Raw genomic sequence first — 14,924 nt, 5'->3', positions numbered from 1 at the left:
ATTCAACCTTCCATTTGATAACGACGGGGATAGCATAAGTGCCGCCAAAAAAGCGCATTACCATGCATGATCACGCCGCAGAAGCAGCGCTATTTAAACGCCGTGCATTATTTACGTTTATTTGCGTGTTTGTTCTGCTAAGCGTGCTATTTTCCAATCTATATCATTTACAGGTAGTGTCTTATAAAGACTACGAAACACGTTCAAATGATAATAGGATCCGTGTTGTACCAACGGCACCAAGTCGAGGGTTAATTTATGACCGCCACGGAGTATTACTTGCTGAAAACCAACCCTATTATTCGCTCGAGTTAATTCCAGAGAAAGTAAACGACATCGATGCTACGCTCGATGAGTTAAACACACTAATATCAATCACTCCTGAAGAACGTGAAAACATAAACGAATTACTTAAATTCCATCGCCGGTTTAAGCCATTAACCATCAAAAACAAACTGACAGAAGAGCAAGTGGCGACCTTCAGTGTTAACCAATATAAATTCCCGGGGTTATATGTAGAAGCGGGCTTAAAACGTCATTATCCATATAACGAACTCATGACCCATGTACTTGGTTATGTTGGAAAAATTAACACCCGCGATAAAGCCCAGCTTGAAAAAAGCCAGCAATGGAAAAATTACGCCGCCACCAAAGACATTGGTAAACAAGGCATTGAAAAATATTATGAAGGGTTGCTTCATGGTATTCCTGGTCATCTTGAAGAAGAAGTCAATAACCGCGGCCGCGTCATTCGCACCTTAAAAGTGACACCGCCACTTCCTGGCCAAGATATTTATTTAACTCTAGACTTAAAACTACAACAAAAAGCGATGGAGTTACTCGCTGGCCGTCGTGGTTCAGTGGTAGCACTCGACCCCCGGGATGGCGGAGTATTGGCCATGGTATCTAGCCCATCTTATGACCCAAATCCGTTTGTGCATGGCATTAGCGGAAAAGCCTATGCCGATTTATTAAATGATAAATCACGCCCGTTGATTAATCGCTCAACTCAGGGTCAATACTCGCCAGCCTCCACCGTTAAGCCACATGTTGCCTTGCTCGGTTTAGAAGAGAAAATCATTAACGAACGCACAAGAGTTTGGGACCCTGGATATTGGCAAATGCCTGGAGTTGACCGTAAATGGCGCGACTGGAAAAAATGGGGCCACGGCTGGGTTGATATTTATCATGCCATTGTAGATTCGTGCGACATCTACTTTTATGACCTGGTATATAAAGTGGGTATCGACAAGATGGCCGTCTTTATGGAACCATTTGGATTTGGTAAAAGTACCGGAATTGATATATTTGAAGAGTCCGACGGTGTAATGCCATCGCGAGATTGGAAACGCATGCGTTACAATCAGCCCTGGTACAATGGCGACACCATTTCTGTTGGGATAGGCCAAGGTTATTGGACGACAACCCCATTACAACTGGCAAATGCCGCTGCTATTATGGCAAACAAAGGCAAGCGTTTCACTCCACATTTATTAAAGTCTTTTAAAAACAATACCGTAAAAATAGACACTCCCATTGATGAACAATCCCCAATTGTGCTTAAAAATGAACGTAATTGGGACATTATCAATGAGGCTATGCGCCAAACGGCAGATAAATCTCGTTTTACTGACGCCACATATACCGCCGCAATGAAAACAGGTACCGCACAGGTATTCAGTGTCGCTAAAGACCAAAAGTATGACGCTGATAAAATTGCCGAACACTTGCGCGATAATGCATTAATCATTGCTTACGCCCCCTACGAAAACCCGCGCATTGTATTGGCAGTAGTACTAGAAAATGCGGGCTGGGGTGGTGCTAATGCAGGTCCATTAGCAAGGGCATTACTCGATGAGTATATTTTACGTGACGAATGGGCAATCAAACCTTGAATAATCATCCACATCAACAGTCATTTTGGCAAAAAATACACATAGATTTACCGCTACTTTGCGGTATTTTAGCGTTAATGCTATTTGGTTTATTTGTGATTTATTCTGCCAGTGGTGAAGACCCTGCGATGATGGAACGCCAGTTAGTACGCATGACATTATCACTTGGCGTAATGTTTTGTTTTGCACAAATAAACCCTGAAATATTAAGACGTTGGGCATTACCCATTTATTTAGCTGGAGTCATGTTACTGGTTGGCGTTGAGTTATTTGGTACAATAAACAAAGGAGCACAACGTTGGTTAAACCTCGGGTTTATGGAATTTCAACCATCTGAACTCATCAAACTTGCCTTCCCAATCACCATGGCTTGGTACATCAGTAAGTTTCCGTTACCACCTAAAAAACGCTATCTCGCTGGCGGCGTGGTAATACTGCTTATCCCCACCCTTCTTATTGCCAAGCAGCCTGATTTAGGAACATCTATCCTAGTGGCGTCCTCTGGTGTATTTGTGTTGTTTATGTCGGGTATGAGTTGGCTCATCGTTGGTGGTGCGCTTGCAGCAGTCCTTTTGTTTTTACCCATATTGTGGTTTTTCTTAATGCACGACTACCAACGAACCCGAGTATTAACCTTATTTAATCCTGAGCAAGATCCGCTTGGCGCAGGTTATCATATTATCCAGTCAAAAATTGGTATTGGTTCAGGCGGTATATGGGGAAAGGGTTGGCTCCATGGTACACAGTCACAATTAGAATTTTTACCAGAACGACATACTGACTTCATCTTTGCCGTGATTGGTGAAGAGTTTGGTTTAATGGGCAGTTTACTATTACTGTCGATGTATTTATTTGTTATCGGTCGAGGCCTTGTTATTGCCTCACAAGCGCAAACTAGCTTTGCACGCCTGTTAGCGGGCAGTATTACGCTAACATTTTTTGTATACGTTTTTGTAAATATTGGTATGGTATCGGGTATTCTGCCCGTAGTTGGCGTGCCTCTCCCACTGATTAGTTATGGCGGAACCTCCATGCTAACCTTAATGACAGGGTTTGGTATTTTAATGAGCATTCAAACACATAGACGATTTGTCGATAGATAGGGACACAGTTAACATGGCAAAAATAACGTTACAAATCGCCAGCCTGACATTGCTTTGCAGTGTCTTTTTACATGCTAATGCCGCAACAGATAATGACCCAGAGGCATTGAAAAAGGCCTTTGTGAAGGAGCAAGTCAGTCAAGGGGCCAACCAAGCCGATGTAGAACAATTTTTGGCAACATCAACATTTGAACAAAGCATCATAGATGCAATAACAAAGCCTTGGGAAGCCAAACCTTGGCATCAATATTATCCTATTTTCCTTACCGATAAGCGTTTAGAAAAAGGCTTAGCGTTTTGGAAAGAAAACCACGTATTGATCAGCAAAGCCGCAGAAAAATTTAACGTCGATCCACAAATTATTGTGGCCATTATTGGTATTGAGACCTTTTATGGCGGCTACATGGGGAATCACAGAGTACAAGATGCTTTGTATACCCTCGGTTTTTATTACCCACCTCGTGCCAGTTTTTTTCGTAGCGAATATGCCAATCTAATGGCATTAATCAAAGAAGAAAAACTCGATAACAGTACCCTCAAAGGCTCCTATGCAGGTGCCATGGGGTACGGTCAGTTTATTCCGTCTAGCTATCGTCATTATGCTGTCGACTTCGACGGAGACGGCAGAAGAGATTTACTCACCAGTAAAGCAGATGCAATAGGCAGCGTAGCAAACTACTTCCATCAACATGGGTGGAAAAAAGGCCAGCCTGTCGCATTGCTGTTAAACCACACGTCAAGCCAGGCACCAAAAGCCAAAGTGTGGACCAAAGAAAGACTGCATTACAAAGTGTCAGATATTCTTAGCCCAACCCTTAGTTTAGCCAACAACCAAGATATCGACGCTTCTCAAAAAGCATTACTAGTTAAATTAGATCAACCAAACAATGCAGAATACTGGTTAGGGCTTAACAACTTTTATGTGATCACCCGATATAATCGAAGCCCACTTTACGCCATGGCGGTTTATCAGTTTAGCCAGCAACTTAATGCTCACTATCAACGCTAGGTAATCCAGTATGCCAATGACTATACGCACGTTTATGCTTGTTGTTTTTTGCTGCGCATTAACAAACTGCTCGTCTAATGACGGAAATAGTGCAGTAAAAAAGCCTGCCAGTAAAAGCAGGTATCAAATGGAGCATGACCGTTACCCAGATGACGCGCCAGATGTCAGCTTAGTAAGAAATGCCCAACCCAAATTTGAGCCATACAGTCGTCAAGGTAATCGTGATTACACTGTATTGGGTAAACACTATAAAGTACTGGATACTGGCAAAGGGTTTAAAGAGCGTGGGCACGCATCATGGTATGGTTCAAAATTTCATGGTCATCTCACTTCAAACGGCGAAAGGTACGACATGTATACCATGTCTGCTGCGCACAAAAACTTGCCTTTACCGAGTTATGTCAAAGTCACAAACTTAGACAACAACAAACAAATTATTGTACGAGTAAATGATAGAGGCCCATTTCATGAAGGCCGTGTTATCGATCTCTCTTATGCCGGTGCCTACCATTTAGGAATGTTAGCAAAAGGTACCGCGAGAGTTGAAATAGAAACCATATACGTACCATCACCAGAGCAACGAGTGATAAGCGACCTAAAAGATAACGACAATCACTTTATTCAAGTCGTTGCCTCTCAGGACAAACTTCGCATTAACATGCTTGCAAAGCAGTTGGAAACAAAATACTCCGTATCTTCTCGAGTCAGTTCCTCTAATGGCTTGCATAGATTGCAACTTGGGCCAATTAAACAAATACATTTAACCAATAAGTTGCTCGACAAACTACAGTCAGAGGGTTACCCGCAAAGTTTTATTGTGCCGTAACACAGTGGGCTGTGATCTCTTAAGCTTATATTGCAGCAAATTGCTGGCCATGACCCACATATACAACTGCGGTAGAGGCTTTAAGGGGAGTGATTCTATATAAAAAGACGATAACGCGTTTAAAATGGCCAACAATCGCTGTCTAAAGGTTCAGCTAAAAAGGTTCCACATTCTGTTGAATGATGCTTACGAATAAAGCGCTGTTTAGACTACATGCGCCAATGATTTACAGAGAATGAAAGAACCTTAATGCGAAATGATTGTCTACTCATGTATAATCATTAACAATTATTAAAATTGATTTTTTGTCTTTTCTTCGACTAACTAGAGACGTGCCGAATTCATGATGACTTATAAGACAGTTCAACTCACTTCTATGCTTTTTGCATCAGTAGTATCTTTCGCTTCACTTGCTGAAACGCCACAACCAGACCCTCGTCCAACACCAAACCGTGCACCTATGGTTACCCCTGATGCGCCAAGCGTTGCAGCTAAAGCTTATGTGTTAATGGATTATCATTCTGGCCGAGTTATCGCCGAAGAAAACGCCTATGATAGCCTCAACCCAGCTAGCTTAACGAAAATGATGACCAGCTATGTGATTGGTCACGAAATTCGTGAAGGTAATATTTCATTAGATGACGATGTCACCATCACTAAAAATGCTTGGTCAAAAAACTTTCCTGATTCTTCTAAAATGTTTATTGAAGTGGGCAAAACGGTCAAAGTACACGACTTAAACCGCGGTATTGTTATTCAGTCAGGCAATGATGCCTGTGTTGCAATGGCAGAGCACATTGCCGGCACGGAAGGCGCATTTGTTGATTTAATGAACTCATGGGCCAAACAATTGGGCATGAAAGACAGTTACTTCGAAAACTCGCATGGACTGGATTCAGAAAACCACAAAACCACTGCATATGATATGGCATTGTTAGGTGCTGCACTTATTCGTGACGTACCAGAAGAGTACCGCGTTTACTCTGAAAAATCATTCACTTACAATGGAATCAAACAATACAACCGTAATGGGTTGTTATGGGATAAAAGCTTAAATGTTGACGGTATTAAAACCGGTCATACATCTGGTGCAGGTTATAACTTAGTTGCGTCGGGTACCAGTGAGGGCATGCGTTTAATCACTGTGGTAATGGGTACCGCAAGTGAATCTGCTCGTAAAGCTGAAAGCAAAAAGTTACTCAACTATGGTTTTCGCTTTTTTGAAACCATTACCCCATACAAAGCAGGCGATACCTTCATCACCCAAAAAATTTGGTACGGTGACAGAGAAACCGTTGACCTTGGCGTGATGACAGACACCCCAATCACCATTAATCGCGGCAAAGCAAAAGACCTACAAGCTAACTTTGAACTCACTAAAGAGTTAACAGCACCGTTAGCGAAAGGTGAAACTGTCGGCCGTGTTTATTTCCAACTTGATGGCCAAGATATTGCTCAGTATCCATTAGTGACATTAAATGCTGTCGAAGAAGGCAGCTGGTTTAGCAAGCTAATGGACTACTTTAAACAAATGTTTTCAAGCTGGTTCGAATAAACTTATTTAGTAAACTACATTTGAATCAACCAATTAAAGCCGCATAAATGCGGCTTTAATTTTTTAAGCCCTAACAGGCTTGAATCGGGTATAATCACCACCATATTTAAGAGATAGCCAACCTAATTGAGTAAACCAATGTTAGATACAACTTTTGACCAAGTGATGGAATTTCCAAATTCATGCCCATTCAAAGTGATTGGTGATGCCGATGACACACTTGCCGATCGCGTTGTTGCGGTTGCCCAACAACTTGCGCCTGGTGATTATGTACCAACCGTAAAAGCATCGAGTAAAGGCAGTTACTATTCGGTCACGATTCGCATTACCGTTACCAGTAAAGAGCACATTGAAAAAGCGTATATCGATCTTGCCGCTATTGAAGGTGTAAAACGCGTCCTGTAACTCAAAAGAGTCAGCATTTGCGTAAAACTTGAGTATAATACTCAAGAATTAATCACACCACTTACCTAGGGGAGACGTTGCCCTTGCAAGCAAACACACTGCACATTCGCCACCTAGGCATGCAAGACTACGAGTCTATTTGGCATGCCATGCAGGGCTATACTGACACCCGTGACAACGACAGCCAAGACGAATTGTGGATTGTTGAGCACTCACCAGTATTCACCCAAGGCCAAGCAGGTAAAAGTGAGCATATTCTCAACCCCGGCAACATCCCCGTTATCCAGGTAGATCGTGGTGGTCAAGTCACTTATCACGGCCCAGGCCAACTAGTGGTATATCCACTCATTGATATCAAACGTAATAAACTAGGCGTGCGCCAATTGGTTAATCATATTGAGCAAAGTATTGTTGATATGTTAGCGCAATACGACATCAAGGCCTATGCCAAAGCCGACGCACCTGGCGTGTATATCGACGAAAGAAAAGTCGCTTCATTAGGGCTACGTATTCGTAAAGGTTGTTCGTTTCATGGTTTAGCACTCAATGTCGACATGGACCTAGCCCCGTTTCAGCGTATTAACCCTTGTGGCTATGCCGGATTAGAAATGGTGCAATGTAAAGCCTTAGGTGGACCGCAAACCGTGCAAGAAGCCGGCGATAAATTAATCCAAACCTTTAGCCAAATTATGGGTTATCAACAACTTGTACATCATCAAGGATTAGCAGAATAATGAATAGGCCTGAAAGATTACAACCAGGTGTAAAACTACGCGATGCTGAAAAAGTCGCGCGTATTCCTGTCAAAGTGGTGCCTTCTGAGCGTGAAACCATGTTGCGTAAGCCTGACTGGTTGCGTGTTAAGCTACCGGCATCTAACCAGCGTATATTGGATATTAAATCTGCTTTACGCAAAAATGGCCTACACTCAGTTTGTGAAGAGGCGTCATGCCCTAACCTTGCAGAGTGCTTTAATCACGGCACAGCAACGTTCATGATTTTAGGTGCCATTTGTACTCGTCGCTGTCCATTTTGTGACGTTGCCCACGGCCGCCCACTCAAGCCTGATGCACAAGAGCCAATTAAGCTTGCGCAAACCATCAAAGACATGAAACTTAAATATGTGGTTATCACTTCTGTTGACCGTGATGATTTACGTGATGGTGGGGCACAACATTTCGCCGATTGTATTCGTGAAATCCGCCTGTTAAACCCAGAAATTAAAATCGAAATTCTGGTACCTGATTTCCGTGGCCGTATTGATGCCGCACTCGACATTTTAGCCACCGAGCCACCTGATGTATTTAACCACAACCTAGAAACAGCGCCTGCTCACTACCGCAAAGCCCGTCCAGGTGCTAACTATCAATGGTCGTTAGATTTATTAAAGCGTTTTAAAGATCGCCATCCAAATGTACCGACTAAGTCGGGACTCATGATGGGCTTAGGTGAAACTAACGAAGAGATCGCTCAAGTGCTGCGTGATTTACGTGCGCACAACGTAGAGATGCTCACGCTAGGTCAGTACTTACAACCTTCTAAATTCCATTTACCAGTAGAACGGTATGTACCGCCAGCAGAATTTGATGAATTAAAAGCACTTGCCGACGAGCTTGGTTTTACTCATGCCGCCTGTGGACCTTTGGTTCGCTCAAGTTATCATGCAGACCTACAAGCTCAAGGTAAAGAAGTTAAGTAAACAAAACTTACATAAAAAAACAGCGCCAAGCGCTGTTTTTTTATGTCTGCAATATCGAAGTAAAGCCTAAAATGGTTTATCCATCAAAATAGCATCTTCATTACCGTTGTTAGTTTGATAATAATTTTTGCGTCTACCTGACTCACTAAAACCCACTTTCTCGTACAAACCTTTAGCAGAAGTATTTGACTCACGCACCTCAAGCATCATCACAACGGCCTGGGCTTGTTTTGCTTCGCTCAAAATATGTCGCATCAGTAATAAACCTAATCCCTGGCCTTGATAGGCTGGCACAACGCAGATATCAAGCAAAGTGGCTTCGTCAATAATCTGCTGCACGATCGCAAAACCAAGCAACTCACCATGCTGCATCACTCCAATTGTACGATAGAGAGGGCCAAAGCAGTCGGCTAAGCCCGCTTCAGTCCACGGATGACTATGGGCTTGGTTTTCTATGGTGGCCATCGCAGGCAGGTTATCAGGACTAAGTACACAAACAGAATACGCTTCAGTGTTGTGCATTACGCTCTTCCTTATCTGTTTGTTGCTTATCAATATGTAAAATGATTTGCTGCCAAAGCTGACGCTTCTCTTGTGGATTAATGGGTAACTCACTTAAAGGTGCACTGACAATCCACGCCACACGTGGTCTGACTTTCACTTTACGCATATCCCAAATAACTTGAGGGCCTTTGACCATTTCGCAATCAAATTCACACTCTGCTATCTTCACGTTCAATAGCCGCAATACATCATTGATTAGCGATTCATCAGAAAGATCCGCGTCAAGATCGTGTAACACAAGATAGGGTTTTATCGGCTTATCAGCACTACGCCAACGCGTAATATTCATTGCATCTAAAAAAGCAGATTGGTCCATGAGGCTCTCATCATTAGCATTTCATTCATCGCTAAGCATAGCAGCTAAGCGCTTAGGTAAAAAGAGACACATCCCCCACAACCAACCGATGTAAGATTACAGCATCGGGGTGATAAAATTAAATATCCATCCAATTAGGGTAAATGAAATCAGTAAAATACTAAACACGATGATCAGTAAGCGCCATTGCATCACTTGCTTCAGTAAGATGAACTCCGGAAAGCTGGCAGCAACTGTCGCCATACAAAAGGCCAATGTGGTGCCAATGGGCAAGCCATTGATAATAAGGCTTTCCATAATAGGGATAACCCCTGTGGCATTGGAATACAACGGAATACCCACCAATACAGCAGCAGGAACAGACCACCATTGACCATGACCTAAGTGAGTTTCAATCCAGCCGTCGGGAACAAAGCCATGAAGGGCTGCGCCCAACCCAACCCCAATAATGACCCACCGCCATACCCGGCCAAATATCTCGAGCATCTCATTCTTCGCAAATTGATGGCGCTCAGCTAATGTCAACGAGATAGATGTTACCTCATTAGGCTGACCCGTATTCGTTTGTGCTTGGCCCCTCTCTAGTGCTTTAGCCGCAAAAGATTGCAACCAGCGCTCTGCGTGAATCGCATCTAAAAATGCCCCGGCCAGTATGCCAACCGACATACCAACAACCACGTAAATCACGGTGAATTTCCAACCAAGGAGGCTAATTAGCAACAAAATCGCCACTTCGTTGATCAATGGTGAGGTAATCAAAAAAGCCATGGTGATCCCAACCGGGATCCCTGCTGAGGTGAAACCTAAAAAAACAGGAATACTCGAACAAGAGCAGAAAGGAGTGACAGCTCCAAAAACCGACCCCATAAAATAGCCGACAAATCGATTTTTACCGGCCAAATAGTCTCTCACTCGTTCAACATTTAGCGAGGCTCTTACCACAGCGATGACATAAATCATCAGCACAAGCAGTGCAAAAATCTTAGTGGTATCTTCAATAAAGAAATGAACCGCATCGGCAAGCTTAGTATTGGGATCTAAGTTAAATATCCCGTAAGTGAGCCACGTTGCTAAATCAGAAAAAATTTGCAACATCGTTTGACCGCCTTAAATATAAGCACAACGTGATTAAAATGCTTATACATTAGAACCATTGGGTGACACTATTATCAAGGTTATATATGAAAATTCATATGTTCTAGATCAAATTTTTACAATTAACAACTCACTCCAACGAGATAAATGCGCTCCTTGGTTACGCCATTACGTACAAAAAAGGGATCATTCTTACTGCTGAACATCGCTTATAACGCGGTTACAAATGTTGAAGGTAAAATACTCGCTCACTGAAATCTCTGATCGCTTATTTATCCTGTTTGGTATTATTACTTCATATTGGTTTTGCCAAACTTAAAACCCAAAATAATTCATAGCAGTCAATACACAGCATCAAACCATTAACCGCAAAACAGTTGAAGTTAACTGAGCAACCCACCCCGCCTATCACTTGGTCAAGTAAACAGTTAACCAATTAAACAAACTCTGTATCCACTAACACCTTAATCATTAACATGTTGAACAAACAAAAAAGCTGCAACACATTTGACTATATTGATTTCAGGCGTATAGTATATGCGAAATTTCATATATGCTATCTACGGTGAAATATATTGCTCACATACTGAAATAAACACTCAGTAGCAAACCATTATCAACACTGTTTTTATGATTCACGGTAGTAATAACTACCAGTTTAGGAGGTTATATGTGGTTGGCCGGAGCAATTTTTGTTCTTACCATAGTGTTAGTCATTTGGCAGCCTAAGGGTTTAGGGATTGGCTGGAGTGCCTCATTAGGAGCAATACTCGCCTTACTTTTAGGTGTGGTGCATTTAGGCGATATCCCCGTTGTATGGGATATTGTTTGGAATGCGACCGCCACATTTATCGCTGTTATTATTATCAGTTTATTATTAGATGAATCAGGCTTTTTCGAATGGGCAGCACTTCACGTTGCACGTTGGGGCAACGGCCGCGGACGGTTATTATTTAGCTATATTGTGCTATTAGGTGCCAGTGTAGCAGCGTTGTTTGCCAATGATGGAGCCGCGCTCATCTTAACCCCTATCGTCATCGCGATGTTATTAGCATTAGGCTTTAGCAAAGGGGCAACGCTCGCCTTTGTCATGGCCGCGGGCTTTATTGCTGATACCGCAAGCCTGCCTTTAATTGTCTCTAACCTGGTTAATATCGTGTCAGCTGACTTTTTTGATATTGGGTTTAATCAGTATGCCGCTGTTATGGTTCCTGTTGATATAGCAGCCATTATTGCCACCCTAGTCATGTTGCATTGGTTTTTCCGCAAAGATATTCCGGTCACTTATGACATACAAAAGCTGCGCGCCCCCAAAGAGGCAATTAACGATTTGCACACCTTTAAAACCGGTTGGGGCGTATTAGCGCTGCTCTTGGTTGGTTTTTTTGGTCTAGAACCGCTTGGCGTGCCGGTCAGTTTAGTTGCAGCGGCTGGAGCCCTGATACTCTATATAATTGCGAGACAAGGGAATATCATCAACACCAGCAAAGTCATAAAAGAAGCACCATGGCAAATTGTAGTGTTTTCGCTTGGCATGTATTTAGTTGTTTATGGTCTGCGTAATGCCGGTTTAACTGACTACTTATCGAGTATATTAAATGGATTTGCTCAGCAAGGGCTTTGGGTGTCAACAATAGGTACAGGCTTTTTAATCGCTCTTTTATCTTCAATCATGAATAACCTCCCAACTGTACTTGTTGGGGCATTAGCCATTGATGGTAGTACTGCGACAGGGGTAATTAAAGAAGCTATGATTTACGCTAACATAATCGGCAGCGATTTGGGTCCTAAAATTACCCCAATAGGGAGCTTAGCCACCTTGTTATGGCTGCATGTATTGGCTAAAAAAGACATTAAAATCACCTGGGGATACTATTTCAGAGTTGGTATTGTAATGACCTTACCCGTGTTATTTGTCACGCTCGCGGCACTTGCACTGCGCCTCACTATGTAACACTGCTAACAGGCACTAAATCTGTTTTAGTGCCTGCTATAAAAAAGCATCTCAAGTTTGATAACGATAGTATTTTTGCTGTTATAACTAAGCAGACTCATTATTCAACACACTTCGGCCATACATTATAAGCATGAATCAATTAAATATACGCTTTTAGTAATGATACAACTTCATCTACGCTTGCAAGCCTACCGCTTAATACAACCTTATCATCAACCACCAGAGCCGGAGTAGACATCACATTATATTCCATGATTTTAGCAACATCTGTTACTTTCAACACCTCCACATCAACACCCAAAGCTTTCACAGCTTCAACCGTTGTTTCGGTCAGTTTTTGACATTTGGTGCAACCTGTTCCGAGTATTTTGATTTCCATACATACCCCACCTTATAATTAAACAAAATAGCATTGTCCGTTGCTATAAAATAAGATATCCATCGGTGTATTAATGTGATCAAATACCATATTGAAAGATCCGGCTACGCATATCCGTTGAATTTTAAACAGATAATGCTTATAGACAATTCAATATTTTCGGTTAAAAGGTGGGGAAAATAAGAAAAGTTTGGATGTATCCATAGGAATGAAAATAGAGAAAACTCATTCATCAAATGCAAAAAGACAAAGACCTAGCATTTCTGCTAGGCCTTCTAAATTTGGCAGGGGTGGCAGGACTCGAACCCGCAACCATCGGTTTTGGAGACCGCTGTTCTACCAATTGGAACTACACCCCTGTTGACGAGGGGCATTATGCTAAAACCCCTTCCAAAGGTAAAGTACTTTTTTAATATATCAGTTCAATTGCAGTTTTTTCAGGCAGTTCAATAAGCGTATTGGGAGTGAGTAAAATAAAAGACGTAATAATGCCATTGCGCTAAAAAACATGACTAATTGAATTGTAACCCTCCCTTAAAATCAGAATGTTTTAAATAGAGTTTTCCATTTACACTAAACCAAATAGATAATCACATGGAAAAGACACGTTTTACTGAAAGCCAAATTATCAACATACTCAAAGAAGGCGATTCTAGCGCACTGACGGTGCCTGAGTTATGCCGCAAACATAATGTGGGTCAAAGCACCTATTACAAATAGAAATCTAAATATGGTGGTATGCAAGCATCTGATTTAACTCGTATGCGTGAATTAGAAGCTGAGAATGCCAAACTTAAAAAGATGTTTGCAGATGTCAGTTTGCAAAACATGGCACTCAGCGATATTGTTGAAAAAAAGCTATAAAGCCAGCAGAGCGGACGGTGTTAGCCCACTATGCCATTCATGAGTTTGGCCTAGGAGTTGTGTTGGCTTGTGATGCGTTACGGATCAGTCGTTGCACATTTTATTATCAACGTAAACGTATCGATGATAATAGCATCATTGAGGCCGTATCAGATGTTGCAGAGAAGCATAGAGGTTATGGATTTAGGAAGATATTCTGACACCTACGGCTCCTAGGTCATAAATGGAACCATAAACGCGTGTACCGTGTTTATGGTGGTTTATAGCTTAACGTACGACGTAAAGGGGAAAAACGCTTACCTTCTCGTGAGCCAGAGCCGTTATCAGTTCCAGCAAAGGCAAATGAATGCTGGTCGATGGATTTTATGAGTGACAACTTATTCTCAGGAAAGTCGTTTAGAACATTTAATGTCATTGATGACTACCATCGTGAAGCTTTAGCTATCGAAGTTGATTCGAGTTTGCCAGCGCAGCAAGTGATACGCGTGCTTGACCGGATTGCCGCCTATCGAGGTTATCCAAAGCGCTTAAGGCAAGATAATGGACCGGAGTTTATTTCAAACGCGCTTGAGGTTTGGGCAGAATAACATGGCATTAAGTTAGATTTTATTAAGCCAGGGAAACCGACGCAGAATGCGTATATTGAACAATTTAATCGGACTTATCGAAATGAAGTATTAGGCTTTTATTTGTTCAATAGCTTGACTGAAGTTAGCGAAATCACAGATAGTTGGATTGAAGAATATAATTATGATCGGACACATGAATCACTGAACGATCTACCGCCCAAGATGTATGAGCGATTAAATGAGGAAAACTCTCTTAAAATATGATCTATATAAGGGATGGTTACAGAAGGTTACGAGTCAATAGTCGATGCCTGTAGTGAGGCATGGAGTGCATTCATTGAAGATAAAGAGCGTGTGAAAAAATTATGCCATCGACAGTGGGCAACAATGATCACTTAGTTATGCGGAATGGTATAATCGTAAACGCATCCGAGCATCTGCTGTTTGCTTGGATAGCCTGATTAATTCGAAACTGGTGTGTTGTTTCATTGCTAAAAAAGGTGAGTAACAGATATAGCAATTAGATCACAATTTTTCGCGGAATGGTATTATTTACAGACGGATAAATATTTACAGATAGATAAACGAAAAAATCCCCAACACGCAGTGCTGGGGATTTTTCGTATATTAGGCGCCTGGAAATGACCTACTCTCACATGGGGAGACCCCACACTACCATCGGCGATAC

General features: G+C 42.1%; 13 protein-coding genes, 1 tRNA gene and 1 pseudogene. 10 read left to right on the top strand and 5 right to left on the bottom strand.

Features of this window, described 5'->3' with window-relative positions; all coding sequences use genetic code 11:
- The first annotated feature begins 38 nt into the window (after nt 1-38).
- The 8 genes from mrdA (at nt 39) to lipA (ending at nt 8,492) form a co-directional block, all read left to right on the top strand.
- Nucleotides 39-1,895, top strand: a complete 1,857-nt coding sequence (mrdA, locus tag L2703_RS09525; RefSeq protein ID WP_248970868.1) for a penicillin-binding protein 2 — start codon at nt 39-41, stop codon at nt 1,893-1,895.
- A complete protein-coding gene (gene rodA, locus L2703_RS09520; protein ID WP_248970867.1) occupies nt 1,877-2,998 on the top strand; it encodes a rod shape-determining protein RodA in 1,122 nt (373 codons plus the stop codon). Before mrdA ends, rodA begins: the two co-directional genes overlap by 19 nt.
- Nucleotides 2,999-3,011: 13 nt before the next feature.
- Nucleotides 3,012-4,007: a lytic murein transglycosylase B gene (gene mltB, locus L2703_RS09515; protein WP_248970866.1), complete on the top strand. Its 996-nt coding sequence runs from the start codon at nt 3,012-3,014 to the stop codon at nt 4,005-4,007.
- 10 nt (nt 4,008-4,017) lie between these two features.
- Nucleotides 4,018-4,833 carry a septal ring lytic transglycosylase RlpA family protein gene (locus L2703_RS09510; protein ID WP_248970865.1) on the top strand — a complete coding sequence of 272 codons (816 nt, stop codon included), beginning with the start codon at nt 4,018-4,020 and terminating at the stop codon, nt 4,831-4,833.
- Between the two features lie 343 nt (nt 4,834-5,176).
- Nucleotides 5,177-6,388: a serine hydrolase gene (locus L2703_RS09505; RefSeq protein ID WP_248970864.1), complete on the top strand. Its 1,212-nt coding sequence runs from the start codon at nt 5,177-5,179 to the stop codon at nt 6,386-6,388.
- A gap of 138 nt (nt 6,389-6,526) precedes the next feature.
- Nucleotides 6,527-6,793 carry a DUF493 family protein YbeD gene (gene ybeD / locus L2703_RS09500; RefSeq protein ID WP_248970863.1) on the top strand — a complete coding sequence of 89 codons (267 nt, stop codon included), beginning with the start codon at nt 6,527-6,529 and terminating at the stop codon, nt 6,791-6,793.
- Nucleotides 6,794-6,876: 83 nt separating this feature from the next.
- On the top strand, nt 6,877-7,527 hold the full coding sequence (lipB, locus tag L2703_RS09495) for a lipoyl(octanoyl) transferase LipB (RefSeq protein WP_248970862.1): 651 nt from the start codon (nt 6,877-6,879) through the stop codon (nt 7,525-7,527).
- Nucleotides 7,527-8,492 (top strand): lipoyl synthase, encoded by a 966-nt coding sequence (gene lipA, locus L2703_RS09490; RefSeq protein WP_248970861.1) that lies wholly within the window; start codon nt 7,527-7,529, stop codon nt 8,490-8,492. Before lipB ends, lipA begins: the two co-directional genes overlap by 1 nt.
- A 66-nt stretch (nt 8,493-8,558) precedes the next feature.
- Here the strand turns inward: lipA and rimI are convergent, their stop codons facing one another.
- The 3 genes from rimI to L2703_RS09475 form a co-directional block, all read right to left on the bottom strand.
- Nucleotides 8,559-9,014 (bottom strand): ribosomal protein S18-alanine N-acetyltransferase, encoded by a 456-nt coding sequence (rimI, locus tag L2703_RS09485; RefSeq protein WP_248970860.1) that lies wholly within the window; start codon nt 9,012-9,014, stop codon nt 8,559-8,561.
- Nucleotides 9,001-9,372 (bottom strand): DNA polymerase III subunit psi, encoded by a 372-nt coding sequence (locus tag L2703_RS09480; RefSeq protein WP_248970859.1) that lies wholly within the window; start codon nt 9,370-9,372, stop codon nt 9,001-9,003. Before L2703_RS09480 ends, rimI begins: the two co-directional genes overlap by 14 nt.
- 96 nt (nt 9,373-9,468) lie before the next feature.
- Nucleotides 9,469-10,467, bottom strand: coding sequence for a permease (locus L2703_RS09475; protein WP_248970858.1), 999 nt, complete (start codon nt 10,465-10,467; stop codon nt 9,469-9,471).
- 670 nt (nt 10,468-11,137) lie between these two features.
- Between L2703_RS09475 and L2703_RS09470 the strand changes: the two genes are divergently transcribed.
- Nucleotides 11,138-12,421, top strand: coding sequence for an arsenic transporter (locus L2703_RS09470; RefSeq protein ID WP_248970857.1), 1,284 nt, complete (start codon nt 11,138-11,140; stop codon nt 12,419-12,421).
- Between the two features lie 142 nt (nt 12,422-12,563).
- Here L2703_RS09470 and L2703_RS09465 read toward each other — a convergent pair whose 3' ends face one another.
- Nucleotides 12,564-12,803: a thioredoxin family protein gene (locus L2703_RS09465; RefSeq protein WP_248970856.1), complete on the bottom strand. Its 240-nt coding sequence runs from the start codon at nt 12,801-12,803 to the stop codon at nt 12,564-12,566.
- Nucleotides 12,804-13,085: 282 nt separating this feature from the next.
- A tRNA-Trp gene (locus L2703_RS09460) sits at nt 13,086-13,162 on the bottom strand.
- A gap of 235 nt (nt 13,163-13,397) precedes the next feature.
- On the opposite strand from L2703_RS09460, the pseudogene L2703_RS09455 reads away from it, so the two are divergent.
- Nucleotides 13,398-14,500: pseudogene (locus L2703_RS09455) on the top strand (IS3 family transposase).
- Nucleotides 14,501-14,924: the final 424 nt, after the last annotated feature.

The organism is Shewanella basaltis, assembly GCF_023283885.1.
In the GTDB taxonomy this organism is placed as follows: domain Bacteria; phylum Pseudomonadota; class Gammaproteobacteria; order Enterobacterales; family Shewanellaceae; genus Shewanella; species Shewanella basaltis.
This window is presented reverse-complemented; position numbering and strand designations above follow the sequence as displayed.